This is a genomic window from Micromonospora sp. DT233, from assembly GCF_049841815.1.
Taxonomy (GTDB): domain Bacteria; phylum Actinomycetota; class Actinomycetes; order Mycobacteriales; family Micromonosporaceae; genus Micromonospora.
In genome coordinates this window covers 1-22,963 of sequence record NZ_JBNCLB010000014.1, presented here as the reverse complement: position 1 = coordinate 22,963, position 22,963 = coordinate 1, and the positions used below count along the sequence as shown (strand labels likewise).

The following is a 22,963-nucleotide window of genomic DNA, read 5'->3' as shown; positions in this document are numbered from 1 at the left end:
CGGTTGTCGTCCGGCTCAGGGCGGCGCGACCGGCTCGGGGCCGGCGGCGGTCAGTCCCGGCGGTGCCGGCCGGAGATCAGCGACCGCCCGCCGCCGGGCCGGGCCGCGACGGGTCGGCGACGCAGCCCGAGGAGCGCGCCGATCTGCGCCCCGACGATGCTGGCCACGGCCAGCACCGCCGAGACCGCGAGCGGCCGGTTCACCTGGTCGTCGTCACCGGCGCGGGCGGCGCCGGCGGCCATCGCCGGCTGCTGCCCGGTGGTCGGCTGACCGACCTGCTGGCTGCGGGACGACTGCTGGCTGGCCGACGGTGCCGGGGCCGGGCGGGTGACCTGCGGCGCGGGCGGGGTCGCCGCCGGGGGCGGGGGCGTCTCGGCGGCCGGCGGCTTGGCCGGGGCGGCCGGCGGCCTGGGAGCGGCCGGGGCGTCGGGGGAGGGCGTGCCGGGCATGGCCACCAGTCGGCCGGTGGCGTGCCGGCGGGCGCCGTCGTCGTCGGCGCCCCCGGGGAGCCGGATGAGCTGCCCCGGGTGGATGCGGTCGGGGTCGGGCAACCGGTTCAGCTTCGCCACGTCCTGGTACCGGTCGAAGTCGTCCAGGTAGCGCTCGGCGACCTCGCCCAGGTAGTCGCCCTTCGCCACCCGGTACACCGCCGGGTCGTCCTCCTGCGGCAGGTTGGCCGCCCTGGTGACCATCGTCGTCGGCTGCGCGCCGTTCGGCAGCGCCACGGTGACCGGACGCGCGGCCGGGGCCGCGACGGCGGCGGCCGGTTGGGCCAGGCTCGGGTACGGGCCGGCCAGCACCGTCGCCGCGCTGGCGGCGGCCGGGCTCGCCGCGATGATCAGGGCCACCGACCCGACCAGCGCCGCCGCGGCCCGCTGCTGCCGGCTGATCCCGGGCAGCCGGGGCGCCGGCCGACGCAGCGTCTGCGCGCCGAGCTCCACCAGCACCGAGAAGGCGAAGGTGGCCCAGCCGAACCAGCCGACCAGGGCCAGCGCCCGCAGGAAGAGCTGCCCGTCGTCCCGGCTGGTCAGGGCGGTGCCGATCTCGGCGAAGGTGGGTATGTGGTCGGGCAGCGGGTTGCCGGCGAACGCGATCAGCGCCACCGGCCCCCCGACCAGCACCGCGATCAGCACGACCAGCGCGCCTAATCCGGTGAGGACCTGTCCGGTCCGTCGTGCGGCGGAGCGGCCCGGTGCGGCCATGGGTGCCTTCCCTTCCTACGGGCCCTCGGTGAGGGCCCGCGCGGTGGCCTCACCGGAGACGGTGACGGTGTTGCCGAAGCCGAAGAAGCCGAGCAGGTACCGCTCGTAGGTGACCGTGACGCGCACCCGGACGAGGGTCTCCCCGCCGACGACCGGGAACTCGACGGAGGAATCCGTCGCCCCGGCGGCGGCGAGGTAGCTGCGCACGGCGGCCGTGGCCGCCGCCTGGTCGATCACCTTGGGGCCGCCCTCGATGGCGGTGGCCCGGTCGATGGACTGGCCACCGGTGCGGGCCGCCTCGGCAGCCAGGTTGTCGGCCCGTTGCAGGGACCGCAGCTGGCCGGCGCCGTCGAAGGCCAGCCCGATGATCACGAGTACGCCGATCATGCCGGCCGCCAGGAAGAGACTGACCCGGCCGTCGTCGCGTGTCCGGGTGCCCGGCCACGCCGTGGTCTGGACCGGGCGGCGACGCGCGCCCGGCACCGGACCGGCCGCCGACACCGGGCGGGCCGTCACGACCGGCTCCGGTAGCGGTCCAGCGGGGAGGTGAAGCTGGCCGAGATCGTCCGGGTGGCCGGCATCGCCGGCAACAGCGACAGCTCGATGTCGGTGAAGGAGACCGTGCACTCCACCCGCACCGTCACGGCGGCGGCCTCGCCGAGATCGCCCGTGAACGCCTCGTCGAAGCTGGCCGCCGCCCCGCCGACCGTGCCGCTGAACGTCAGCGCCGGCGGGGTGGCGCAGTGCGCCCGCTGCCAGTCGAGCTGGCTGCGGGCGGCGGTCAGTGCCTGCGTCCGGGCCGTGCCGGCGTCGCGGGAGATGGAGGCGGCGCGGGCCGCGTCGTGCGCCGCCGACTCGACCGCCTCCTGGGCGATGGCGGTCCGCCCGGCCACCCCGGCCAGCACGATCAGCGCGATGAACGCCGGGGCGAGCACGGCCACCTCGATGGCCACCGAGCCCCGTTCCACCCCTGCCGGCCCCGCGCCGGCCCCGCGTACGCGGGGCTGGTCCCGCACGGCGCCGGCCGGCGGGCCGTTGCGGAGTCGTCGGCGGCGCACGGCGTCCCGAACCGTCCGCAGGAACCGGGGGCGTCGGTCGCCGCCCGGCGGGTGGTGCCCGCGCATGCCGCTCACCCCGTCGTCCAGCGTTCGACCGTGCCGTGGGCGGTCTGCCGCACGGGGAAGCTGACCAGCGGGATGACCGACAGGGAGGTGCCGGTCACCGTGCAGACCACCTCGGTGGCGTCGGCCACGCACTGCGGCCCCGGGCTGTCCCAGCCGACCAGCCAGTCGCCCGCCGCGGTGAGGAAGGCGACCGCCCGCGCCTCCCCGGCCCCGTCCGGGGCCTGGTGGACGCGCTGGGCGTTGACCGCGCTCTGGGCGGCGTTCAGCGCCGTGGCGCGGGCCACGAACCAGACGGCGGCCTGGATCGAGGCGAAGAGCAGCACCAGGATCGCCGGCATCACCACGGCCAGCTCCACCGGGTTCGCGCCCCGGTCGCCCGCCGGCCACCGGCCGACCCGGCCGAGCTGACCGAGTCGGCCGAGCCGGCTGAGTCGGCCGAGCTGCCCGAGTCGGCGGCCGAACCAGCCCCGCGCCGGGGTCGGCGCCCGCCGCTTCCGGGCCTCGTCGCGCGGTCGCCGCCGGGCCGCGCCGGCCGGCCGCCGTACGCCGTCGTGGCGCCGGCCCGTCCCGCGCAGGGTGGCGGGCCGGTCGGCGGGTGCCGATCGGCTCCGGTTCGCCTGCGCCGGGCGGGGCGCCACTACGGCGAGCTGTGGCTGGGGATGGCGTTCATCCAGTCGTTGGCCTTGGTCAGGGCGATGGCGGTGACCGCCATCGCGACCGCGACCAGGCCGAAGATGATCACAGCGGTCGGCACCGGGCTGTCGCCGCGCTCGCCGTCGCGGCGCAACTCGGCCAGTCGCCTCGTCAACGCTACGTGCAGATAGGCGATGAGGTGCATGACGTGCTCCTTGTGGATCGGAGAGGGGATTCATAACCGGGCGAGGAACGGATAGACGGCGAAGCCGAGCAACACGAAGACCAGCAGCGAACCGGGGATGTCCAGCCGGCTGGTGACCGCCTCGGCGCGGGCCAGGTTGTCGGTGCGGATCTGGTCGCGCAGCGAGTCCGCCCGGCTGCGCAGGGTCTCGTGCACCTGCGCGCCCTCGCTGCCCGAGGCGCGCATGATCGCCCCGACGTCACCCAGCTCCGGAATGCCGATCTTGTCGGCCAGCTCCCGCAGCTCGTCCCAGGGCGAGTGCATCTGCATCTGGGCGATCCGCAGCGCCTCCCGGATCCGGTCGAAGACCCAGCCGTCGCAGACCGTCGCGGCCCGCTCCAGGGCCTGCACCGGGCCGTGCGCGGCGGAGAGCTGCAACGCCACCAGGTCCAGGTAGGTGCAGACCGCCTGGCGGAACTCGTCGCGGGCGGCGTCCGCGCGGGTCAGCACGTTGCGGTGGGCGACCAGCGCGGCGGCCGCCGCCATCACCAGGCTGCCCAGCAGCGGCACCGCCACCGGCACGGAGATTCCGCCGAGGAAGAGGATCGCGCCGACCACGGTCGGGGTGGCCAGCCCGATCAGCGCGGAGAGCAGCAGGGAGAGGGCGTACTGCTCGGGGGTGCGGCCGAGCAGGGCGAGCTGCTGGTGCGGCGGGCGCAGCCAGCGGGCGAACCCGCCGATCCACTCCGGGCCCGACCCGCCGCCCGGCACGGCCCGGCCGGTGCCCGCCGGCTGGTGCAGCCGGCGCAGGGCGGGGCCGAGCGCCGGGGCGGCCGGCAGCGCCTCCCGGAGCACCAGGAACAGCCCCAGACCCACCGCCGCGCCGCCGCAGACGGCGAGGGTGAGCTGCCAGTTGAGGATCATCGGGGCCCCCTCGCGGGCCCGTTGCGCGCGCTCATCCGATCGCCCCCGTCGGCTCGGGGGCGGGCAGGAAGCGCGCCGGCCGGGGCGGCTGGCTCAGGGCTCGCACCCAGACCAGCAGCCCGACGAACGCCGCGCCGAGCACGGCCATCACGAGCTGCCCCACCGGCGTGCCGTACGGGCGGATGTACTCGGTGTTGACCAGCCCGTACGCCAGCGTCACCAGGGTCATCCCGGTGAGGAACCGGACCGCGAAGCGCGGCTGGGTCCGTTTGGCCTCGATCTCCCGGCGGGTGGCCACCTCGGCCCCGGCGGCCGCTGCGATCGCGCCCAGCACGTCGCCGAGCCGCTCGCCCCGGTCGCTCAGGTGCAGGATCAGCGCCGCCACCACCTGGTCGCAGACCGGGTCGCCGATCTCGTCGGCGAACGCCAGCAGGGCCGACCGGGCCTGCCAACCGGCCTGGAGCCGGGCGGCCAGCAGCCGTACCTCCTCGGCGATCTGCTCCGGGGCGGTCGCGATGGTGCCCTGGATGGCCTGCTGGAGGCCCTGGCCGGTGGAGGAGACGTCCTTGAGCCGGCGGGTCCACTCCCCGACGGCCTCGATGCGGGCGATGGCCCGCTGCTCGGCCCGGCCGACCCCGAACAGCCACGGCGTGCCGGGCACCGCCACGGCGACCAGCAGGCCGACCACCGGCAGCCCGGTGAGCAGGAACGCCACCGCCCCGGCGAAGACCGCGCAGCCGAGCAGCACCTGGTGGTTGCGCTGCTCGCGGGCGCTGGTGCCGGCGCCGAGCCAGAGCCGGCGCAGCCCCCGGCCGGCGCCGACGCCCGGCGCCGGGCCCCGGGGCCGGGTGGTGCCGACCAACGCCACCACGGCCAGCACCAGGCCCGCCACGCAGGCCGCGCCGGAGACCACGGCGACGAGTTCGATGTTGGCCGTCACCGGGCCACCTGCCGCGCGCCGAGCCGGGTGTGCCGGGGCCGTTGCCAGGCCCCGGCGCGGGCCTCGATCCACCGGCCCAGCAGGCGGGCGTCGTACCCCACCCGGAGCAACTGGTCGCGGACGCGTTCCGGCAGGTGACGGGGGATGGCCCGGCCGTCCGGCCCCGGGCCGAAGACGGTGGTGGTGACGATCCGGCCGGCCTCACCGACCCCGATCACCTCCTCCACGTGGGAGACGAAGCGGTACTTGCGGCCGCCGATCGCGGTCTCGTCCTCGACGGTGACGTAGACGATCAGGTCGAGGGCGTTGCCGGCCATCCGGCGGGCCTGGTCCACCGTCATCTCCCGGCCGTGGGAGAGGGCCAGCTCGACGATCCGCTCGCCCACCCCGCCGGGGCTGCGGGCGTGGATGGTGCACATCGAACCCCGGCTGGTCGTCATCGCCTGGAGCATCGGCACGATCTCCCGGGACCGCACCTCGCCGACGATGATCCGCAGCACCCCCATCCGCAGCGACACCGGGATCAGGTCGGCGATGCTCACCTCGCCGGCCGGGCGGCCGTCGAGCCCGCGCTCGCCGTGGCCCTCCCGGGCCTCGAAGCTCATCACCGCCCGGTGCTTCTGCCCCCGGCGGGCGGGCAGCAGCTCGCGGCTCTCCTCCAGCAGCACGTACGGCTCGTCGGCCGGGATCTCGTCCATCAGCGCCCGGATGACGGTGGTCTTCCCCGCGCCGGCCAGCCCGGCGACCATGATGTTCAGCCCGGCCCGCATGGACGCCCGCAGGAAGTCGCGCAGCAGCGGGTCGATCATCTCGTCCAGGTCGGGGCGGGCACCGGCGAGGTCGTCGAGGCTCACCTCGAGGGTGTTGTGCTTGCGGATCACCGCGTACGGGCGGTGGCTGACCAGGAACACGGCGGCCAGTCGGCTGCCGTCGGGCAGTTGCAGGTCCAGGGTGGGCTTCGAGGTGGAGAGGGAACGCTCGGTCGCCCCCGCCCGGCGGGCCGCCGCCTGCAGGATCTCCACCAGCTCGTCGTCGCTGTCGGCGATCGGGTCGGCCCAGTCGACCCCGCCGCCGTGCCGGGTGATGCGCACCTGGTCGCAGCCGAGGATGTGCACCTCCTCGATGGTGTCGTCGACCAGCAGCGTCTGGAGCCGCCCCAGGCCGACCAGCTCGGCGGTGACGTGTTCGAGCAGCATCCGCTCCTCGCCGGCCGGCATCGGGGTGCCGGCCCGGCGGATCGCGTCGGCGTACTCGGCGACCACCGCGACGGCGAGCCGGGCCCGCTCCACGTCCTCGGCCTCGGCGTCGAACTCCCGGCCGCGCTGCCAGAGCGTGAGCCGCTCGGTCAGCTCCCGGCGCAGCTCCCGCACCACGGCGAAGTCGATCCGGGGCTTCGGCGGGGCAGCGGCGGGCTCCGCCGCCGGGGCGTCGGGCGGCGGGGCGACACCGGCCGGGGGTGGGTAGTCGCCGGCCGGCGGTGGGGCGACGCGGGCCGGCGGCGGCGCACCACCCGCCGGCGGTGCCGCCGGGTGCGGGCGCGGTCGCCCGTTCGGCGGCAGCGGCGGGGCGATGGAGGTCGCGTTCGGCTGCCGGGGTGCCCGGGGGTCGTGGGAGACCGGCTCAAACCGCATCCGGCACCCCCCGGTTCACCGGCCAGGCCAGCCGGGCGCGGCGGTGTTCCAGCAGCGCCCGCACGGGTGCCTCCAGGCCGGCGGCCGCGCGCATGAGCGGCCGCCCGGCCCGCACGGTCCCGCCGAGGGTCAGCACCTGCGCGGTACGCGGATCGTCGGGCAGCCGGGCGATCACCGGCAGCCCCAACGCCTTGCTGATCTCGCCGGGGCGGTGACCGTCGCCGACCGGCAGCAGGTGCAGGGTGCCCGGCGGCACCCGATGGTCGGTGAAGTCCCGCTGGATCGCACCGATCATGGATCGGGCGGCGGAGAGGTCGGGCAGCCGCGCGCGGGTGACCACGAGGACCACCGCGGCGGCCCGCAGGATCGGCCACGGCGGCCCGGCCACCTGGAGCCGCCCGCAGTCGACGAGCACGTCGTACGAGGGCTTGCCGCGTTCCAGGTCGACGAAGAAGTCGGCGAACCGTCGCCAGAGCGGGGTGACGCTGCCGGCCTGCGCCGGATCCACCACGCCGGGCAGCAGCAGCCGCTCCCGGCGGGGCGCGTCCAGGTCCACCAGCTGCGACCAGAACGTCGAGTCCATGCTGCCGTCGCGCAGCTCGCCGACGGCGAGCTCGCCGATGCCCCGGGGGCCGTCCAGCGCCCCGCCGAGGTAGCCGGCGAGGACCGACCCGCCGGACGGGTCGCACTCGGCGAGCACCAGCCGGCGGTGCCAGCTCAGGGCGCAGGCCAGCGCGGCGGTGGTCACGCCGGGCGAACCCTTGGCCGAGACCAGGGCGACGATGGCCATGCTCAGGCCGCCTTGGTCAGCACGACCGCGATCCGATCCTGGGCGGCCAGCGCCACCACGGCCGGAACGTCCCGGGCGGTGAGCGCCACGTAGAGCACGACGCTGCTGGTGCTCGGGGTGGACGTGTCGATGACGGTGGCCTCGAAGCGGGTGCTGCCGGAGCTCTGCCCGTTGGCGTTGCGGCTGGGGGTGCTGACCAGCAGCACCCGGTCGCCGGGGTGCAGCCGCTTCGCCGGCACCTGACCCGGGTCGAGGTCGAGCGAGAGCTGCTGCTGACCGGGGCCGAGCAGCGGGTCGTCGGTGAGCTGGGCGGGGGTGAGCAGGGTGCCCGGGGCCAGCGAGACGGCCGCCCGCCGGCCCACGACCTCGTCGAGCTGCGTCGCCGGCACCGGCCGCAGCCCCTGCCCGCCGGCCACCTGCACGGTGATCAGGTCGTCGGCGCTGAGGGTGCGGCCCACCTCCACCGGCCGGGCGACCGCCAGGTAGGTGCCGGTGGCCCGGACGGAGGTGACCGCGAACGCCGCGCCGAGGCCGCCGAGGGCGATCAGCAGCACCGCGAGGCCGAGCAGCCCGGGGCGGACCCGGCGCTGCCGGAGCACCTTGGGCGGGGCGATGGGGGCGTCCACCGGGCCCATGTCGTTGCGCGTCGCGAGGCTCACCGGGTTACCACCTGAAGTTCGTCGATTTCGATCTGCACGGTCCCGCTGGTCCGGGTCTGGGGGATGTCGCCGCTCTCGCCCCCGCCTTCCCAGTGCACGTTCCAGAAGGTGGTGGCGCTGACCCGGTACGTGCCGGACTTGGGGTAGCCGTCGGGGTAGCCGCAGTCCGGGGAGGGCTGACCGGCGTGCCGGCCGCCGGCCGCGTACGGGGTGCCGGGGCCGGCGCAGCTGACCTTGTCGCCGTTGCCCATGGTCCAGACGATCTCGTTCACCTTCGCGGTGATGGTCACCGTCAGGCCCCGGTCCGAGGCGGAGGCCTTCAGCGGGCCGAAGTAGCCCTCCCCCGGGCTGGCCCACATCCAGACGGGCAGGCCGACCAGGCCGGGGCCCTTGCTCTTGCGCGGGGCCACCGAGGCCCGGGGCGGCAGCAGCGAGATCGAGGCGAGCGCCCGCCGGGCCAGTTCCTCCGGGTCGGGCGGCGTGCCGAAGCCGGGCGGCGCGGCGTCCAACAGCTCGGGCTGCTGGCTGCCCAGGTCGCCGTGGCAGGTGACCAGGTACCACTGCTTGCCCTCGGGGGTGCCTTCGCGCTGCGGCTCCTCCAGCTTGTAGTAGCAGCCGTTGCCGTTGTTGAACCAGCCGAGGACGTCGTCGTAGCAGGGCAGGACCTTGCCCTCCCACTGGCACTTGCCGGCCGGCGCGTCACCGCCCCCGCCGCCGTCGTCTCCGCCGTCCCCACCGCCGGGGTTGCCGCCGCCGCCCGGGGTGCCCGGGTCGTCGTCCCAGATGTTGCAGTCGTTCTGGCCGATGGGGCACTCGACCCCGCCCTCCCGGGCCGCCGCCGCGACGCCCGTGGTGGGCGGGCCGGCCGCGACCACGAGCACGAGGGCCAGGCCGACCCCGGCCATCAGCCGTACGCCGCGGGTCAGCACGGCTGGTCCTCGTGCGCGACGGCGACGCTGATCAGCCAGCGGTCCTTCGGGTACCGGGTGGCCGTCGCCGTGGCCAGGTGGCGTCCGCCGCCGGAGCCGGGGACCACCTTCTTGGTCTTCGTGTAGACCAGCCGGTAGCCGCTGGCGTCCACGCAGTCCTGGATCTCCACGGTCGCCGGGACGCCGTCCAGGCTCACGGAGGTGACGGTGGGATCGGAGACGAGCTTTCCGGTACGCATGGCACCGTGCTCCTTCGCGTCGCGAATTGCCAGTCGAACCCGGGTGAGCAGGGGATCTGCCAGGAACCGGGTCAGCTCCGGGTGGTGCGGATCGCCGCGCCGACTCGCCGTCCGGGACGCCGCGAGATATCCGGCATAGGCGGTGAGTGCCGCTTTACGGGCGGCCTGCTCCTCGACCGCCGAATGCGTGGGAGCCGCCTTCCGGGTCGCCGGCAGGGGTTCCGTGGTGGGCGTGGGTTGCGTCCCGCAGGCGGTGACCAGGCCGGTCGTCAGGGCCGCGACCAGGAGGATCGTCCTTCGGCCGGGGTGCCGTGTACGCAACGCCGCGCCTCCCTGCTGGCGGCCCGGGTGGGCGGCGTCGACCGCCACCGGGCTTACGGCGACGCGGCCGTCCGACGTCCTCCGGGTCCCACCTCGCGCCACCGCGGTATGTGCCTTCGCTGATCTTCGTAAAGCCGTGAACCAATGTCCTCGTGCTGCCGCCGACGCCTTTGCCGGGGTTGTGTCCTACCCAAGGGGCGAGCATAAGCTGACACCTGCCGATGCGACAGGGGCAATTTGCGCTAATACTCTCGGTGATGGGGGGCGGTGCCGGGAATGGTGGGTGGGAAAGCCGGTCTGCACGGGCGGGCATTCCGCTCCGGGTGTATGGTGCCGGCCGCCACCTCGACCGTCAGGTGCGCCGTCGGCGTGGAACTCGTCGTCCGTTCGGTCGGCGCACCGGCCCGATCCGGGGCGTTCGGCCCGAAACACCAGCCCCGGGCGGCGGTCGCCGGGGCCCGTGGGCCGGCCGACCCGCAGGGTGCGCGGCCGGGGCGGGGGCGGGCCCGCCCGGGGTCCGATTCCGCGCCATCCGCTACACCGGGGTCAGGTGAGCGTGACTCACAGTGTCCGCGCCGACCCCGTGGCCGCCCCGTCCCGCAGGACCGGGCATGACCGTCGACCGCCCCCGCCCGGCCACCGCCGGGCCGCGTCGGCGGGGGTGGGCGCGGCTGTCGGCCGTGCTGGCCGTCGCCCCGGTGCTCCGCCTCGCCGTCGCCCGGTACGCCGTACCGGCGGGGGAGCCGGACCGCACGGGCTGCCCGGCCTGCGGCGCGGCGCTGGCGCTCGACCGGCCCTGGCCGGCGCTCGGCCCGGCGGCGCGCTGCCCGGCCTGCCGGTCACGGATCGGCGCCCCGCCCGGCGCGGTCGAGGCCGCCGTGCTCGCGGCGCTCGCGGCGCTGGTCGTCGTGGGCGGCTCCCCGGCCGAGCTGGCGGCCCTGGCCTGGTGGCTCGGCTGGGCGGTGCCGCTGGTCTTCGTCGACGCCGCCGTGCACCGGCTGCCCGACCGGCTCACCTGGCCGGCCGCCGCCGGCCTCGCGGCGCTGCTCGGGGTCGCGGCGCTGACCGGGGCGGGCCCGGCACCGTGGCTGCGGGCGGCGGTCGCCGGGGTGGGCCTGGCGCTCTGCTTCGCCACCACCACCCTGCTGCTCGGGCGGCGCGGCTTCGGCCTCGGCGACGCCAAGCTGGCGCTCGGTGCGGGGGCGCTGCTCGGCTGGTACGGCTGGCCGGTCCTCGTGCTCGGGATGTTCGTGACGTTCACGCTCTCCGCGCTGACCAGCCTGGCGCTGCTGCTGGCCGGGCGGGTGCGCTGGTCCGGTCACCTGCCGTTCGGCCCGTTCCTGGCGCTCGGCACGGTCGCCACCCTGCTCCTCACCGCCCACTGAACCCGCTGAGCGGGCCGGCCACTGAACCCGCTGAGCGAGCCGGTCAGCGGCCCCGGCGGGCGGTGTCGGGGACCGGGTGGTCGACCCGGCGGTCCCGGCGGCGACGCAGCACCTGCGCGACCGGGCGGGCCAGCAGCGGGGCGACGACGGCCACTACCAGCGCGCCGAGGAGGAAGCCGGCGATCACGTCGTGCGGGTAGTGCACCCCGACGAAGGTGCGGGAGAACGCCGACAGGGCGCCGACGGGGATCGCGAACCAGGCGAGCCGGGGGGAGAGCAGCAGGACGGCCACGGCCAGCGCGCCCGCGATCGTCGAGTGGTTGCTCGGGAAGGACCAGTCGCCGACGGGCGGGCACTGCTCGGCGATGATCACCAGCTCGGTGGGGACGCGGCAGGGCCGGTCCTGGTCCACCACCGTCTTGAGCAGCTCGCTCCCGCCGTACGCGAGGACGACCGCGAACGGGGCGGTCAGCGCGAGCGCCAGGTTGCGCGGCCCGGCACCGAGCTTCGGCAGGGCCGCGGCCACCAGGAGGAGCCCGAGCAGGATGATCGACCACTCGGTGAAGTGCCCCGCGAACCACTGCACCGATTCCGGTGTGTCGTCGGCGAAGTCGACGATGTCGCGGTACAAATCAACGCTGACCTGCGGCGCGTCTGACAAAATGCCCTGAATCACAATTCACCTTATCAACTGTCCGCGCCCCGATCACCGCCGGTCATCCGATCCACGACCGCCTCCAGCGCCTCGAAGGCGTACGCCCAGTTGTGGCACTTGAAGCTGCGCAGCCCGTCGATCGGGGTGCGACAGTCCACGCAGTACACGCCGGGGATCGCGGCCGGCACCTCCGTGTTGACGTACCGGCGCTCGCCGAGCATGACCCGCGCGATCATCGCCGGGTCGTGCACGCCGTGCAGCGCCGACGAGACGATGTCCAGCCAGGTCACCCGCCGGGCGCACTTCGGGCAGTCCGGCTCGTCGCCGCTGACCCACAGCGGCGCGCCGATGCTGCCCGCCGGCATTCCGAGCAGCTTCTCGATCCGGCGTACGTCGTGGTCGGACGTCACCCAGCGATGCCGGCCGGGCAGCGCGGCCGGGGAGTCGTACACGGCGCGGAACAGGACCGGATCCACCTCGACGGTCTTGCGTTGACGGGTCATCGCGCCCTCCTCGCACCTGGTGGCACCGGCCGGGCCGGCACCCCACCGTCGCCCCGGTCGGGCGGCGGTCACAACCGGATCAACGACACGGCGGGTGAGTCGGGGATCGCGCAGGGTGCTAGACATTCAGGGCCCCAGCAGACCGTCCCCGTGGAGGCACCCGTGACCAGTGAGCAGACCCCGACCGCGTCGGCCGCGACCGCGCCGGCCGACCCCGCGCCGGCCGCGACCGCGCCGGCCGACCCGGGAAGCGACGAGAACAGGCCGAACGTCGCCCGGATGTACGACTACTACCTGGGTGGTTCGCACAACTTCGGCGCGGACCGGGCCGCCGCCCGGCAGGTGCTGGAGATCTTCCCGGACACCGGCGTCGCCGCCCAGACCAACCGCGCGTTCCTGCGCCGGGCCGTCCGCTACGCCGCCGAGCAGGGGGTACGTCAGTTCATCGACATCGGCGCGGGGCTGCCCACCCAGGGCAGCGTGCACGAGATCGTGCAGGCGGTCGCCCCCGAGTCGCGCGTCGTCTACGTCGACTACGACGAGGTCGCCGTCGCGTACGCCCGGCGGTTGCTCGGCGACGCGGCCCGCACGGTCGTGGTCCGCGGTGACCTGCGCCGCCCCGACGAACTGCTGGCCCACCCCGACGTGACCGCGTCGATCGATCTCACCCAGCCGGTGGCCGTGCTGCTGGTGGCGGTGCTGCACTTCGTGCCCGACGCCGACGACCCGTACGCGGCGGTCGCCCGGCTGCGCGACGCCACCGCCCCCGGCAGCCAGCTGCTGCTGTCCCACCTGACGCTCGACGGCGCCCCGCCGATGCCCGCCCAGCAGGGCCGGGCGGTCTACCAGCGCAGCAGCGCCCCGCTGACGCCACGTACCCGCGCGGAGATCCTGCGCTTCTTCGACGGGTACGACCTGGCCGAGCCGGGCCTGGCCTGGCTGGCCGACTGGCGGCCCGACGGCGAGCCCCGCGACCGGGTGTCGCACGGCTTCGGCGGGGTCGGGGTGCGGCGCTGACCGGTGCGGGTGCCGATGGGGTCCGGTCCCCCGGACCCCGTCGGTCAGCGCTACGGCAGGTCGCGCGGGCAGGTCGTCCGGCTCCAGGTGGAGTACGAGGTGCGCACGCCCCACTGGAAGTCTTCCAGGCAGTTGCCGTACACGTGCATGCCGACCTGGACGGTCTTGCTGGCGTCGGAGTAGTAGACGAAGGTGATGCTCTCGTTGTCGTTCGGGTACGGCAGGGCCATGGCCGGGCTGGCCACCACCGCCGTCGTGCCCGCAACGGTCAGGAGCGTGGCCAGGACGGCATTGCGCACGAACCTCTTCAACTCAGGGCCTCTCGATCGAGCGGTCTGGATACGCGAATGATAGTCGCATGTGGACGGGCGGGAGTGAACCAACAAAGATGACCGATCCGGACGACGCCGCCCGGCTGGCCGAGTCGCTCTCCGCGCGCCTCGCCGCCCTGACCTTCGTCGACCTCACCACCGAGCGGCTGACCGAGCTGCTCATCGAGACCATCGCCGACTGGGCCACGGCGCGGGGCTGGCGGGTCTACCGGCGGGCGGCCAGCGTGGTGCCGCTGCCCCCGCCGATGGCCGGGCAGCAGTCCGTCATCGACGTCGCCTGCGCCCGCCCCGCCGCGCCACCCGTGGTGATCGAGATCGACCACACCGACCGGCGACGCACCGTCGACAAGCTCCTCGCCGAGGCCGAGGCCGGGCGGGTGCCGATCTGGGTCCGATGGGGCGTGCGCGGCTTCGTCACCCCACCCGAGCCGATCCGGATGGTCACCCTCACCGTCACCGCACGGCGCGGCGCGGCGGGCGTACGCCTGCACACCCGCCAACCGGCGCGGCAGCTCCCGCCGCCGGAGCACCGCGCCGCCCCGGTCGCCGCCGCCCCACCGGACTCCCTCTTCGACCCCGCCGCCGAAGCCGACGCACCCCCCACCGCCCCCCAATAAGCGAAAATCCGGCCCGCCCGCGCCGAATCTTGGCCGCTTCCCCCCGGCCGGCGGGGAAGTCGTTCGCGGACGCTATGGAGCTGATGTCGCAAACGAATCACCCGAGGGAAGGGCTGGGCGATGTCGTGAACGAATCAGCTCCATAGCGTCCGGAACAGGAGGCACCTGCCGCCCTTGGCGCGGGTGACCGGGCCAAGAACCAAGCGGACGATGTCCCGCCTCGGCTAGGCCGGCCTGATCCGCGGGGCACGACCAGTGGAGCTGCGGGGGAATCGAGTGCGGGTCGCGCCGGGAGTCACCAGCGCAGCGGCAGGGTGTCGATCAGGTCGGTGAGCTGGTCGGCCAAGATCTCGTGGTCGTGCAGCGACGGGTGCCAGTGGCAGCCGAGCAGGTCCCACCCGCTGGTGTCCTGGTGCCAGAACCGGAGCCGGTCGTCGCCGGCCTGCGTACGCTCCCCGACGACCTGCCGGACGCTGTCGACGAACGCGGCGTTGCCCATGTCGCTGGCGCTGACCACGATGACCGTACGGCTGCCGTAGCGGGCCCGCAGCTTGTCGAGGAAGCCGTGGTAGGCGGCCCGGTACGCGGTCGCCAGGCTCTCCGGCGTCCACTCCTCGCCGGGGTTGACGGCGGTGGAGAAGTCGTTGATGCCGAGGCCGACCACCACGAGCTGCGGACGCCAGGTGGGCGGTCGACGCCAGACGTCACCGGCCTCGCTGAGCAGGGCCCGGTCGTAGAAGGTGCGGTAGTTGACGCCGGGGTCGCTGCCGTTGTAGTTGCGCACCATGCCCCGGCCGGAGTACGCGTTGATCTGGTAGTCGGCGTGCAGCCGGCGCGCGGTGGCGGCGCCGAAGCTGCGGTCGGCGTTGGTGGTGCGGTTGACCTCGTCGCCGGTGCAGTCGCGGGTGGTCGACTCGTTGCCGTACCCGGCGGTGTGCGAGTCCCCGATGAACTCGATCTGCCGCCGCCGGGGCGCGGGGGCGGGCAGGATCCGGCCGCCCGGCGCGGCCACGAAGCCGCCGAAGGAGCTGGTCGCCCAGGGGCTCTCGGAGCGCTTGACCAGCCGGACCCGGTGCGCCCCGGCGGGCAGGCCGTGCACCCAGTGGGTGATCCGGCCCGGCGTCACCAGGGTCTGCACGGTCCGGCCGTCGATCTGGACGTCGTAGTCGGCGGCGGAGTCGTCGAGCACCATGCCGACCCCGGTGCCGAGGAACCGGCCCTCGAAGTAGACGCCCGGCCAGCTGTAGCGCAGAGCGTCCGGGGCGACGCTGACCCGACCGGCGGTGTGCGCCGAGAAGAAGGGGTGCGCCGGGGACGACCGGGGGGCCGCGCCGGCCGCGCCGGCGGCGTCGGGGAGCAGCGCGGCGGCCAGCACCGCCGCCACCACCGCTGTCACGCGTACGGAGCGCACCGCCCACCCCCTAAAGAAATCACCTTCGTCGATGCAATCGTCCGACTGTAGCGAGCACCGTGCAACGGCACAACACCGAGCCGCGCGGTGGCGGGGTGTGAGGCGCGGTACGCGGGGTAGGGCTAGAACAAGACCATTACGTCCCGGCCGTGGGCCGGGACCGTGGTGGTCGAGCGCTCAGGTGCCCCGACCCGCCGGCCCGCCCGGCTGACAAGGACTTCTGCGATGGTGCAGCCGACAATGGATCCCGCCGAGGCGTTCAGCGAACTCGGCCGGATCAGACTCGACCAGTCCAGCCTCGACGAGATGTTGGGCCGGGTGGCCGAACTGGCCAGCCAGACCGTCCCCGGCAGCCGGGACGTCTCGGTCACCATGATCCGGGGGCGGGCGGGGACGACGGTGGCCTACACCAGCGAGCTGGCCCGTGGGCTCGACGAGTGGCAGTACGAGCACCAGCGCGGGCCGTGCCTGGACGCCTCCGCCAGCGGCGACAGCGTCTCGGTGCCGGACACGACGGCCGAGCGGCGCTGGCCGATCTGGGCGGGGCGGGCCCACGCCGCCGGGGTCGGCAGCTCGCTGTCGATCGGGCTGCCCATCCAGGAGGCGGTGGTGGGTGCCCTCAACGTCTACGGCAGCGACCCGCACGCCTTCGACCCGGCCGCGATCGCCCTCGCGGAGCGCTTCGCCGCGTACGCCGCCGTGGCCCTGGCCAATGCCCACCTCTACGACAGCGCGACCACCCTGGCGGAGCAGATGCAGGAGGCGATGCGCAGCCGGGCGGTGATCGAACAGGCCAAGGGGATCATCATGGGGGAGCGGCGCTGCTCGCCGGAGGAGGCGTTCGCGCTGATGTCGAAGGTCAGCCAGGACAGCAACCGCAAGGTCCGGGATGTCGCCGAGACCCTGGTGGCGCGGGCGATGAAGAAGGTCCGCCGATGACCGCATCGACCACGGGTGAGCTGACGGCCGCCCTGCTCGGCCTCGCCGAGCTGCCCGACGACTCGGCCGCCCTGCCCGGCCGGCTGACCACGATCGTCCGGCTCTGCCCGAGCCTGGTGGGCCCGGTCGACTTCGCCTCCGTGACCGTGTTCGCCGAGGACGGCCGCCGCACCCAGGCCGCCAGCGGCGAGACGGCCGAGGCGGTCGACCGGGCCCAGTACGCCGACGATGCCGGCCCCTGCCTGGCCGCCCTGGAGACCGGCTCGACGGTCGGCGTACCCGATGTGGCCGGCGCGGTGGTCTGGCCCGGCTTCCGCGACGTGGCCTGGAGCCACGGCGTGCGGGCGTCGCTCTCCATTCCGCTCTTCGCCGGCAGCGGGAACCTGGTCGGGGCCCTGAACCTCTATGCCCGCGACGCCGACGCCATGCGGCCCCTGATCCACCGGGTCGAGTCCCTGTACGGGGAGGCGGACGAGTCGCCCGCGCCGCTGCCCCGGCTGGACGCCGGCAGTGAGCAGCTGCTCGCCGGCCTCGCCGGTGCGCTGCACCGCCGCGACCTCATCCAACGGGCCCTCGGGCTGCTGATGGACCGGGAGCAGATCCCCGCCGACCGGGCCTACCGGCGGCTGGTCGAGGCGAACGTGCCGGACACGCCGCTGACCGAGACCGCCGCCGCCGTCCTGCGCCACCACCACGCCTGACACCCCGCCGGTACGGCGACGGGCGCCCACGCTTTCGCGTGGGCGGCCGGTCGACGGGACAGTCCGTCAGGCGAGCGGCTTGCCGCCGGTGACGCCGAGCACCTCACCGGTGACGTAGCTGGACTCCTGGGAGGCGAAGAAGACGAACGCCGGGGCGAGCTCGGCCGGCTGCCCGGCGCGGCCCATCGGGACGTCCTTGCCGAACGACTCGACCTTCTCCTCGGCCATGGTGGCGGGGATCAGCGGCGTCCAGATCGGCCCCGGGGCGACCGCGTTGACGCGGATGCCCTGCTCCGCCAGGCCCTGCGCGAGGCCCTTCGTGAAGGCGATGATGCCCGCCTTCGTGGTGGCGTAGTCGAGCAGGTCGGGGGAGGGCTGGTAACCCTGGATCGAGGCGGTGTTGATGATCGTGGAGCCGGGCCGCAGGTGCGGCACCGCCGCCTTCGACAGCCAGAACATCGCGTACAGATTGGTCTTGAGGACCCGGTCGAACTGCTCGGTGGTGATGTCGACGATGCCACCCGGCTGCGACATCTGGTACGCCGCGTTGTTGACCAGGATGTCCAGGCCGCCGAGCTCGCTCACCGCGCGCGAGATGATCTCGCCGCAGTGCGCCTCGTCGCGGATGTCGCCGGGCACGGTCACCGCCCGGCGGCCGGCCTTCTCGACCAGCCGCGCGGTCTCCCGGGCGTCGTCCTCCTCCTCCGGCAGGTACGCGATCAGCACGTCCGCGCCCTCCCGGGCGAAGGCGATGGCGACCGCCCGCCCGATGCCCGAGTCACCACCGGTGATCACCGCCCGCTTGCCGGTCAGCCGGCCGGTGCCCTGGTAGCTCTCCTCGCCGTGATCCGGCTCGTCGGGCATCGCCGCGGTGGTGCCGGGTGCCGACTGCTGGCCGCCGGTCTGCTCCTCCGGCCCCCGGTACTGCTCCTTCGGGTCCTGTTCCTGGTACTGGTTGCCGCTCACGGCACTGTCCTTTCCTTCCTGGGTCTTCCGTGGGCCGCCGGTGGCGGGGTCAGCTCTCGGAGGGTTTGCGCATCGCGTCGCGGACGCGGTCGATGACCGCGAGCGCGGGCCCGGCCGCGAGGTTGCCCTTGGCCGTCTGGGCGCTGGGGTGCGGCCGGGTCGGTGCGGTGGCCTCGGCCGCCCTTACGGCCGTGGCGAGGGCCCGCAGCCGGTCCGCCGGCACGTGCTGGCGAAGCAGCGGGAACTCGTAGCGTTCCTCGTAGCGGGCGTGGGTGAGCACGGCGTCGCGGAGCAGGATGATGCCGGTGTCGAAGCCGTCGGCGTCCACGCCACCGGCGATGAGGGTCTGCAGGGTCTCCTTGGCCTGGCGCTCCTCGGCGAGCCGCTCGTCGACCATGGCGTCCCCGCCGCCACCGGGCAGGTCCCGGGCCAGCGGGTGGACCACCTCCTCCTCGGCCGTCTCGTGCACGGCGAGCAGCTTGACCAGGTCGTCGAAGGCATCCCGCCGCACCTCGCCGGTGCCGCCGATGACCAGCAGGAAGAGCTGCTCGATCCGGGCGTGCTGCTCCAGCAGCAGGTCGACCACGTCCAGTTCGGGGCCCGGGGTGGCCGGGGTCGCGATCTCAGGCATGGGTGCCTCCCTGGGCGCGCAGCGTCTCCACCGGGTGCGGGCCCTCGGTCTCGATGCGGTACTCGTCGCCGAAGCGCTCCCGGTGCATGTCGATGACCTGCTCGCTCGGCGGCTGCTGGCCGTCGTGCAACTGCTGCTGCATCCACTCGAAGCGCTCGTGGGCGTCGCGGACGTAGCCCTCGCCGAGCTTGGTCAGGTCGATCTGGGTGGCCAGCAGGTGCCGCAGGTACTCCTTGTTGGGCTCGAAGGTCAGCGGCTCGGGCAGCCCGGCGCTGCCCACGATCTCCTCGGGCTCCCGGCCGTCGTGGCGACGCAGCAGGTCGACGGCCTGCTGCAGGTGGCCCAGCTCCATCTGCAGGTGCAGCTCCCAGACCGCCTTGACGCGCGGGTCGCTCTCCTGCTGCAGGAACGAGTAGTAGAGCCAGCATTCGTTGTACTCGTGGGTCAGCAGCCGCTCCCACCACGTCTCACCCGGGTCGACCAGCGACTCGTAGTGGGTGACGTGCTCCTGCTCGATCAGACTGATCTCCTGGTAGAGCTGGCGGGCGATCGGCTCCATGTACTGCGGGCCGACGTTCATGTAGTAGAACATCACCTGCTGCTCGGCGGAGAGAATCGTCAAAGCGTGCAGCTTCGACCGGGGGTCGACGCTGTTGCGGTCGTACGGGGTGCGGATCTCGTCGAACGGGTGCCGGTGCTCCTGCACCGTCGGGCGGCCCGGCATCACCTCGGTCAGCCCGTCGACGATCTTCTCGGCCTTGCGCCGTTCCACCATCTCGTAGAGGTTGGCGTAGCGGTAGAGGTGGTCGAAGTCCTCCAGCACGCCGAACTCGTACGCCTGCTTCAGGTACGGGTCGGGCTCGTGCCGGGCCACCCAGGCGGTCAGGTCCACCGCGACCTGCTCGTAGCCCAGGGTCGTCTCCAGGACGCTGGCCTGGCCCGGCAGCATCCAGTTCACCACCCGCTGCTGCTGGCTCTCCACGTAGTTCACGTACGCCAACTGCCGGCGGACCTCCTGGTCGGGGCAGTTGCGCACGAACTGGTGCTGGAAGTTGATCGCCTCGACCTCGATGCCGTTCATCGTGATGATCCGGCACCGCGTGTACGGGTCCACGGCCTCCGGGTCGATCGGCTCGACGTTCAGTTCCCGCCAGTTACGGATCTGGTCCTGCAGGGCGATGCCCTTGTGTTCCAACGGATTGAACACGGCTGCTCCAGTTCGGCTCGGGGGATGGTCAGGCCCTACCCGAGGGCTCGGGAGAAGGACACGCGCGTCGCGATCTCTTGGCCCGGCACGAAGGAAGCCAAGCGCACGGACCAGCGCCGCGGCCATGGCCCCGAACCGTGGGGGATGGACCTTCGCGGGCGCTTGTCTTGACCCGTTCAACTCCCTACCCGCGGTCCGGGGCCCTACACCTACCGCCCGTCGGCTTATTTCCGCGCCGGTTCAACGGTCTGGTTACTTCCGCGCCGGGGCCGGCGTCGCCTCGGCGAGCCGGGACCAGAACCCGGCGAGGGTGGCGGCCCCGGCCAGCAGCACCTCCACGGCGACGCTCTCGTCGCTGTCGTGCCAGCGGTCCTCGGGCAGGCCGGTGCCGAAGAAGAGCACCGGCGCGTCGAGCTTGCGGGCCAGCAGCTCGGCGGGGCCGCCACCGGCGTTGCCCATCCGCCCCACCGGGCGGCCGAACCCGTCGCGCATCGCCGCGTCGAGCACGGCGACCGCCGGGTGCTCCGGCGGGGTCCGGTACGGCTCCTGAGCGGTCTCCTCCGAGACCGTCAGCTGGTATTCCACCCGGTCGCCGATGGTGTCGGCGACCCACTTGCGCAGCTGCGCCGCGACGCCGGCGATCCGCTGCCCCGGCACCGTCCGGATGCTCAGGCTGGCGGAGGCCACGGCGGGCACCGCCGCGCGGGAGGCGCCGGTCAGGTCACCGGCGGCGACGGTCAGCACCTCGACGGCGGGGCGGGCCCAGAGCCGTTCGAGCACCGTGAAGCCCTCCTCCCCGCCGACGCTGCGGGTCTCCGAGCGGGCCAGCCAGTCCTCGTCGCTGTACGGCAGCGCGGCGAGCTCGGGCCGGAAGCGCTCCGACGGCTCGGTCACGTCGTCGTAGAAGCCGGGCAGGGTGACCCGGCCCTTGTCGTCGTGCAACGCGGCGATCAGCCTGCTCAGCTCGACGACCGGGTTCGGCGCCGGCCCGGAGACCGCGCCGCTGTGCACGTCGCGCAGCGGCCCGTACACCTCGATCTGGGCGCTGATCATGCCGCGCACGCCCAGGCAGAGGGCCGGGTGCTCGCGGTGCCAGAGCAGCGTGTCGGAGAAGAGCACCAGGTCCGCCGTGGGTCGGTGCTCGTCGAGCAGTTCCGACAGCTGCGGCGAGCCGGCCTCCTCCTCGCCCTCGACGAGCAGCTTGATGTTGACCGCCGGGGCGCTGCGCCCCGTCGCCGCCAGGTGCGCCCGGATGCCCCACAGGTGCGCCAGTACCTGGCCCTTGGCGTCGGAGGTGCCCCGGCCGTAGACCCGCCCGCCGCGCTCCGCCGGCTCGAACGGCGGGGTCTCCTCCCACTGCTCGTCCTTGGCCGCCCGGACGTCGTGATGGCTGTAGATCAACACGGTGGGCGCGTCGGGGGCTTCGCACCACTGCGCGTACACGGCGGGTGCCCCCTCCCGGTTCCAGACCTGCACCTCCGGGAACCCCAGGTCACGCAGCTGGCCGGCCAGCCAGTTGGCCGACCGGAGCACCTCCACCGCGCGCTCCGGCAGCCCCGCGACCGACCGGATCCGCACCCAGCCGATGAGCTCGGCGATCAGGTCGCGGCGGTGCGCGTCGAGGTAGGCGTGGATGTCGGACGTCACGCGAGCCTCCGCTGGGTCTCGATGCTCGGTGCGGGGCGCGGGGGGCAGAACGCCGTGCCCGCCGCCCACCCGGTCGTACTCCGACCGCCGTCGAGCGCCGGCGCGACCGCGCGGAGGACGCCGTCGGATGTGCGAAGTGCACCTTCGGGCGCGCGGAGGGCGCCGTCGGGATCGAAGAGGCCCAGGACGCCGGTCGCGGCGAGGATGTACGTCACACAGGGTGCCGGGTCGGGCAGGCGGAAGTCGGCCTCCGCGCGGGCGACGGCGTCCTGGGCCCGCAGCAGCGCGCTCACCCCGTGCGCGCCGAAGAACGTCACCGCGGAGAGGTCGACCGCGATCGTCGGCGTCGGCGGATGGCAGGCGAACTCCACCATCTCGGTGAGCAGGTGGGCGTTGCTCATGTCGATCTCGCCCGAGACGGTGATCAGGGTGGTGGCTTGGTCGCAGGTCAAGGCCAGCGACATGATCGGCTCAGTGGGCCAGGCGTAGTCGCCGTCGAGGGGTCGGCGGCTCTTGTGAGTGCGGGAAATCCCATCGGTCGACATGGCACCTCCACTCCTGGGACTGGCCCGTCTACCACGGCGTGAGCTGCGGCGAAGACGGGCACTGGAGGGCACATGGCTTGACCCGGAGTCACCCCTACCCTAGCCGAACCGGCCGTACACCCTCCGCGAACGCGCTCCGCGAACGCGCTCGGCGGGCCCTGGGAACAAGGTGAGTCAGGGGCTGTCGGCTTTCACTTTTCGGGGTATCGAACTCGGAGTGCCGCTTCGAGACCTATGTGGCCGGCGGCTTCGCCGCCGCAGCGCCGAGCGCCCGGCAACCGGGCCCTGCCGCTCTGCCAGGATGAGGCCCGGGAACGAACTGGCGGCGTTTCGGGCCGAGGCCCGGAAGAGAGGCGGCACCGTCCACCTCGCGTCGATCGACCTCGCCGCGATTCCCCGCAGCGAAGAGCCGCCCACCCCGACCAGCCCACTCGGACCCGTAGCAGTTCGGGTCCCGACTCCCGCTCTTCTGATCCGTAGATAGCGCCCCAATCAGAAGAGCTCAATGCCATGGTCAGGACGATCGTCGTAGTCCGATTACCGACGTTTTAAAGATTCCTATGCTTGTCAAGTCCCGAGTCTCATTTGTTAGGACCTCGACCGATATGCCCTTCGCCGTCGCCCTGTCGGTCGGCTGGAGTGGCGCCGGTCCCGGCGCGTCAGACGAGAATGTCGTGGGTGTGGCCTAACCGCAGCTGGGTGACGCGGTGTTCGCCGCCGCAGACGGGTCTGATCAGCCGTGGGTTCGCCGTTCTGAGGTTCCCCCGGTTTGCCGGAGGGTTGTTTACCTGGCGCCGGTTGGCTCAGGTTGAACGATAGCTGTCTCGGTCT

At 73.9% G+C, this 22,963-nt stretch carries 26 protein-coding genes; 5 read left to right on the top strand and 21 right to left on the bottom strand.

Features of this window, described 5'->3' with window-relative positions; all coding sequences use genetic code 11:
- Nucleotides 1-50: 50 nt before the first annotated feature.
- The 12 genes from ACLQ2V_RS23220 to ACLQ2V_RS23165 all read right to left on the bottom strand — a co-directional run bounded on the left by ACLQ2V_RS23220 (nt 51) and on the right by ACLQ2V_RS23165 (nt 9,576).
- Nucleotides 51-1,202: a LysM peptidoglycan-binding domain-containing protein gene (locus tag ACLQ2V_RS23220; RefSeq protein WP_425720673.1), complete on the bottom strand. Its 1,152-nt coding sequence runs from the start codon at nt 1,200-1,202 to the stop codon at nt 51-53.
- Nucleotides 1,203-1,217: 15 nt separating this feature from the next.
- Nucleotides 1,218-1,685, bottom strand: coding sequence for a pilus assembly protein TadG-related protein (locus ACLQ2V_RS23215; RefSeq protein WP_425720807.1), 468 nt, complete (start codon nt 1,683-1,685; stop codon nt 1,218-1,220).
- Between the two features lie 29 nt (nt 1,686-1,714).
- Nucleotides 1,715-2,218: a TadE/TadG family type IV pilus assembly protein gene (locus tag ACLQ2V_RS23210; RefSeq protein WP_425720806.1), complete on the bottom strand. Its 504-nt coding sequence runs from the start codon at nt 2,216-2,218 to the stop codon at nt 1,715-1,717.
- Nucleotides 2,219-2,331: 113 nt separating this feature from the next.
- On the bottom strand, nt 2,332-2,682 hold the full coding sequence (locus ACLQ2V_RS23205) for a TadE/TadG family type IV pilus assembly protein (RefSeq protein WP_425720805.1): 351 nt from the start codon (nt 2,680-2,682) through the stop codon (nt 2,332-2,334).
- 281 nt (nt 2,683-2,963) lie between these two features.
- A complete protein-coding gene (locus ACLQ2V_RS23200) occupies nt 2,964-3,164 on the bottom strand; it encodes a hypothetical protein (RefSeq protein ID WP_425720672.1) in 201 nt (66 codons plus the stop codon).
- A 30-nt stretch (nt 3,165-3,194) separates the two neighbouring features.
- A complete protein-coding gene (locus tag ACLQ2V_RS23195) occupies nt 3,195-4,064 on the bottom strand; it encodes a type II secretion system F family protein (RefSeq protein WP_425720804.1) in 870 nt (289 codons plus the stop codon).
- A gap of 34 nt (nt 4,065-4,098) precedes the next feature.
- Nucleotides 4,099-5,055 (bottom strand): type II secretion system F family protein, encoded by a 957-nt coding sequence (locus ACLQ2V_RS23190; RefSeq protein ID WP_425720803.1) that lies wholly within the window; start codon nt 5,053-5,055, stop codon nt 4,099-4,101.
- Entirely contained in the window at nt 5,004-6,638 is a 1,635-nt protein-coding gene (locus ACLQ2V_RS23185) for a CpaF family protein (RefSeq protein ID WP_425720671.1), read from the bottom strand. The genes ACLQ2V_RS23190 and ACLQ2V_RS23185 overlap by 52 nt, the downstream gene beginning before the upstream one ends.
- Entirely contained in the window at nt 6,628-7,428 is an 801-nt protein-coding gene (locus tag ACLQ2V_RS23180) for a ParA family protein (protein ID WP_425720670.1), read from the bottom strand. Before ACLQ2V_RS23180 ends, ACLQ2V_RS23185 begins: the two co-directional genes overlap by 11 nt.
- A 2-nt stretch (nt 7,429-7,430) precedes the next feature.
- Nucleotides 7,431-8,087 (bottom strand): SAF domain-containing protein, encoded by a 657-nt coding sequence (locus ACLQ2V_RS23175; protein WP_425720669.1) that lies wholly within the window; start codon nt 8,085-8,087, stop codon nt 7,431-7,433.
- Nucleotides 8,084-8,992: a hypothetical protein gene (locus tag ACLQ2V_RS23170; protein WP_425720802.1), complete on the bottom strand. Its 909-nt coding sequence runs from the start codon at nt 8,990-8,992 to the stop codon at nt 8,084-8,086. The genes ACLQ2V_RS23175 and ACLQ2V_RS23170 overlap by 4 nt, the downstream gene beginning before the upstream one ends.
- Nucleotides 8,993-9,009: 17 nt before the next feature.
- The gene (locus ACLQ2V_RS23165) at nt 9,010-9,576 is read right to left on the bottom strand and encodes a hypothetical protein (RefSeq protein WP_425720668.1); all 567 of its coding nucleotides are present in this window, start codon (nt 9,574-9,576) and stop codon (nt 9,010-9,012) included.
- A gap of 611 nt (nt 9,577-10,187) precedes the next feature.
- Between ACLQ2V_RS23165 and ACLQ2V_RS23160 the strand changes: the two genes are divergently transcribed.
- Nucleotides 10,188-10,961: a prepilin peptidase gene (locus ACLQ2V_RS23160; protein WP_425720667.1), complete on the top strand. Its 774-nt coding sequence runs from the start codon at nt 10,188-10,190 to the stop codon at nt 10,959-10,961.
- A 43-nt stretch (nt 10,962-11,004) separates the two neighbouring features.
- On the opposite strand, the gene ACLQ2V_RS23155 is transcribed toward ACLQ2V_RS23160, so the two are convergent.
- Together ACLQ2V_RS23155 and ACLQ2V_RS23150 are read right to left on the bottom strand one after the other, a co-directional pair.
- On the bottom strand, nt 11,005-11,637 hold the full coding sequence (locus tag ACLQ2V_RS23155) for a phosphatase PAP2 family protein (RefSeq protein WP_425720666.1): 633 nt from the start codon (nt 11,635-11,637) through the stop codon (nt 11,005-11,007).
- Nucleotides 11,638-11,648: 11 nt separating this feature from the next.
- Entirely contained in the window at nt 11,649-12,119 is a 471-nt protein-coding gene (locus ACLQ2V_RS23150) for a hypothetical protein (RefSeq protein WP_425720665.1), read from the bottom strand.
- A gap of 162 nt (nt 12,120-12,281) precedes the next feature.
- Between ACLQ2V_RS23150 and ACLQ2V_RS23145 the strand changes: the two genes are divergently transcribed.
- On the top strand, nt 12,282-13,136 hold the full coding sequence (locus tag ACLQ2V_RS23145; RefSeq protein WP_425720664.1) for an SAM-dependent methyltransferase: 855 nt from the start codon (nt 12,282-12,284) through the stop codon (nt 13,134-13,136).
- Between the two features lie 50 nt (nt 13,137-13,186).
- On the opposite strand, the gene ACLQ2V_RS23140 is transcribed toward ACLQ2V_RS23145, so the two are convergent.
- Complete coding sequence (locus ACLQ2V_RS23140; RefSeq protein WP_425720663.1) at nt 13,187-13,435, bottom strand: DUF6289 family protein; 249 nt, start codon at nt 13,433-13,435, stop codon at nt 13,187-13,189.
- A gap of 89 nt (nt 13,436-13,524) precedes the next feature.
- Here ACLQ2V_RS23140 and ACLQ2V_RS23135 point away from each other — a divergent pair, with 89 nt between their 5' ends.
- On the top strand, nt 13,525-14,085 hold the full coding sequence (locus ACLQ2V_RS23135) for a hypothetical protein (RefSeq protein ID WP_425720662.1): 561 nt from the start codon (nt 13,525-13,527) through the stop codon (nt 14,083-14,085).
- A 295-nt stretch (nt 14,086-14,380) separates the two neighbouring features.
- Here the strand turns inward: ACLQ2V_RS23135 and ACLQ2V_RS23130 are convergent, their stop codons facing one another.
- Nucleotides 14,381-15,496, bottom strand: a complete 1,116-nt coding sequence (locus ACLQ2V_RS23130) for an SGNH/GDSL hydrolase family protein (RefSeq protein ID WP_425720661.1) — start codon at nt 15,494-15,496, stop codon at nt 14,381-14,383.
- 225 nt (nt 15,497-15,721) lie between these two features.
- Between ACLQ2V_RS23130 and ACLQ2V_RS23125 the strand changes: the two genes are divergently transcribed.
- Both ACLQ2V_RS23125 and ACLQ2V_RS23120 read left to right on the top strand, forming a co-directional pair.
- Nucleotides 15,722-16,435 carry a GAF and ANTAR domain-containing protein gene (locus ACLQ2V_RS23125; protein WP_425720660.1) on the top strand — a complete coding sequence of 238 codons (714 nt, stop codon included), beginning with the start codon at nt 15,722-15,724 and terminating at the stop codon, nt 16,433-16,435.
- Nucleotides 16,432-17,136 carry a GAF and ANTAR domain-containing protein gene (locus ACLQ2V_RS23120; protein WP_425720659.1) on the top strand — a complete coding sequence of 235 codons (705 nt, stop codon included), beginning with the start codon at nt 16,432-16,434 and terminating at the stop codon, nt 17,134-17,136. Before ACLQ2V_RS23125 ends, ACLQ2V_RS23120 begins: the two co-directional genes overlap by 4 nt.
- Nucleotides 17,137-17,202: 66 nt before the next feature.
- On the opposite strand, the gene ACLQ2V_RS23115 is transcribed toward ACLQ2V_RS23120, so the two are convergent.
- From ACLQ2V_RS23115 to ACLQ2V_RS23095, 5 genes are all read right to left on the bottom strand, one after another.
- Nucleotides 17,203-18,102, bottom strand: coding sequence for an SDR family oxidoreductase (locus ACLQ2V_RS23115; RefSeq protein ID WP_425720658.1), 900 nt, complete (start codon nt 18,100-18,102; stop codon nt 17,203-17,205).
- Nucleotides 18,103-18,151: 49 nt separating this feature from the next.
- On the bottom strand, nt 18,152-18,733 hold the full coding sequence (locus ACLQ2V_RS23110) for a hemerythrin domain-containing protein (protein ID WP_425720657.1): 582 nt from the start codon (nt 18,731-18,733) through the stop codon (nt 18,152-18,154).
- Nucleotides 18,726-19,940 (bottom strand): hypothetical protein, encoded by a 1,215-nt coding sequence (locus ACLQ2V_RS23105; protein WP_425720656.1) that lies wholly within the window; start codon nt 19,938-19,940, stop codon nt 18,726-18,728. The genes ACLQ2V_RS23110 and ACLQ2V_RS23105 overlap by 8 nt, the downstream gene beginning before the upstream one ends.
- Nucleotides 19,941-20,192: 252 nt before the next feature.
- The gene (locus tag ACLQ2V_RS23100) at nt 20,193-21,587 is read right to left on the bottom strand and encodes a M20/M25/M40 family metallo-hydrolase (RefSeq protein ID WP_425720655.1); all 1,395 of its coding nucleotides are present in this window, start codon (nt 21,585-21,587) and stop codon (nt 20,193-20,195) included.
- A complete protein-coding gene (locus ACLQ2V_RS23095; protein ID WP_425720654.1) occupies nt 21,584-22,132 on the bottom strand; it encodes an STAS domain-containing protein in 549 nt (182 codons plus the stop codon). The genes ACLQ2V_RS23100 and ACLQ2V_RS23095 overlap by 4 nt, the downstream gene beginning before the upstream one ends.
- Nucleotides 22,133-22,963: the final 831 nt, after the last annotated feature.

Excerpts from the sequence above, each read along its gene's own strand:
- ACLQ2V_RS23185 (WP_425720671.1), bottom strand. The coding sequence starts at position 6,638 with ATGCGGTTTGAGCCGGTCTCCCACGACCCCCGGGCACCCCGGCAGCCG.
- ACLQ2V_RS23095 (WP_425720654.1), bottom strand. The coding sequence starts at position 22,132 with ATGTCGACCGATGGGATTTCCCGCACTCACAAGAGCCGCCGACCCCTC.
- ACLQ2V_RS23200 (WP_425720672.1), bottom strand. The coding sequence starts at position 3,164 with ATGCACCTCATCGCCTATCTGCACGTAGCGTTGACGAGGCGACTGGCC.
- ACLQ2V_RS23180 (WP_425720670.1), bottom strand. The coding sequence starts at position 7,428 with ATGGCCATCGTCGCCCTGGTCTCGGCCAAGGGTTCGCCCGGCGTGACC.
- ACLQ2V_RS23110 (WP_425720657.1), bottom strand. The coding sequence starts at position 18,733 with ATGCCTGAGATCGCGACCCCGGCCACCCCGGGCCCCGAACTGGACGTG.
- ACLQ2V_RS23220 (WP_425720673.1), bottom strand. The coding sequence starts at position 1,202 with ATGGCCGCACCGGGCCGCTCCGCCGCACGACGGACCGGACAGGTCCTC.
- ACLQ2V_RS23170 (WP_425720802.1), bottom strand. The coding sequence starts at position 8,992 with ATGGCCGGGGTCGGCCTGGCCCTCGTGCTCGTGGTCGCGGCCGGCCCG.
- ACLQ2V_RS23150 (WP_425720665.1), bottom strand. The coding sequence starts at position 12,119 with ATGACCCGTCAACGCAAGACCGTCGAGGTGGATCCGGTCCTGTTCCGC.
- ACLQ2V_RS23125 (WP_425720660.1), top strand. The coding sequence starts at position 15,722 with ATGGTGCAGCCGACAATGGATCCCGCCGAGGCGTTCAGCGAACTCGGC.
- ACLQ2V_RS23120 (WP_425720659.1), top strand. The coding sequence starts at position 16,432 with ATGACCGCATCGACCACGGGTGAGCTGACGGCCGCCCTGCTCGGCCTC.
- ACLQ2V_RS23135 (WP_425720662.1), top strand. The coding sequence starts at position 13,525 with ATGACCGATCCGGACGACGCCGCCCGGCTGGCCGAGTCGCTCTCCGCG.
- ACLQ2V_RS23160 (WP_425720667.1), top strand. The coding sequence starts at position 10,188 with ATGACCGTCGACCGCCCCCGCCCGGCCACCGCCGGGCCGCGTCGGCGG.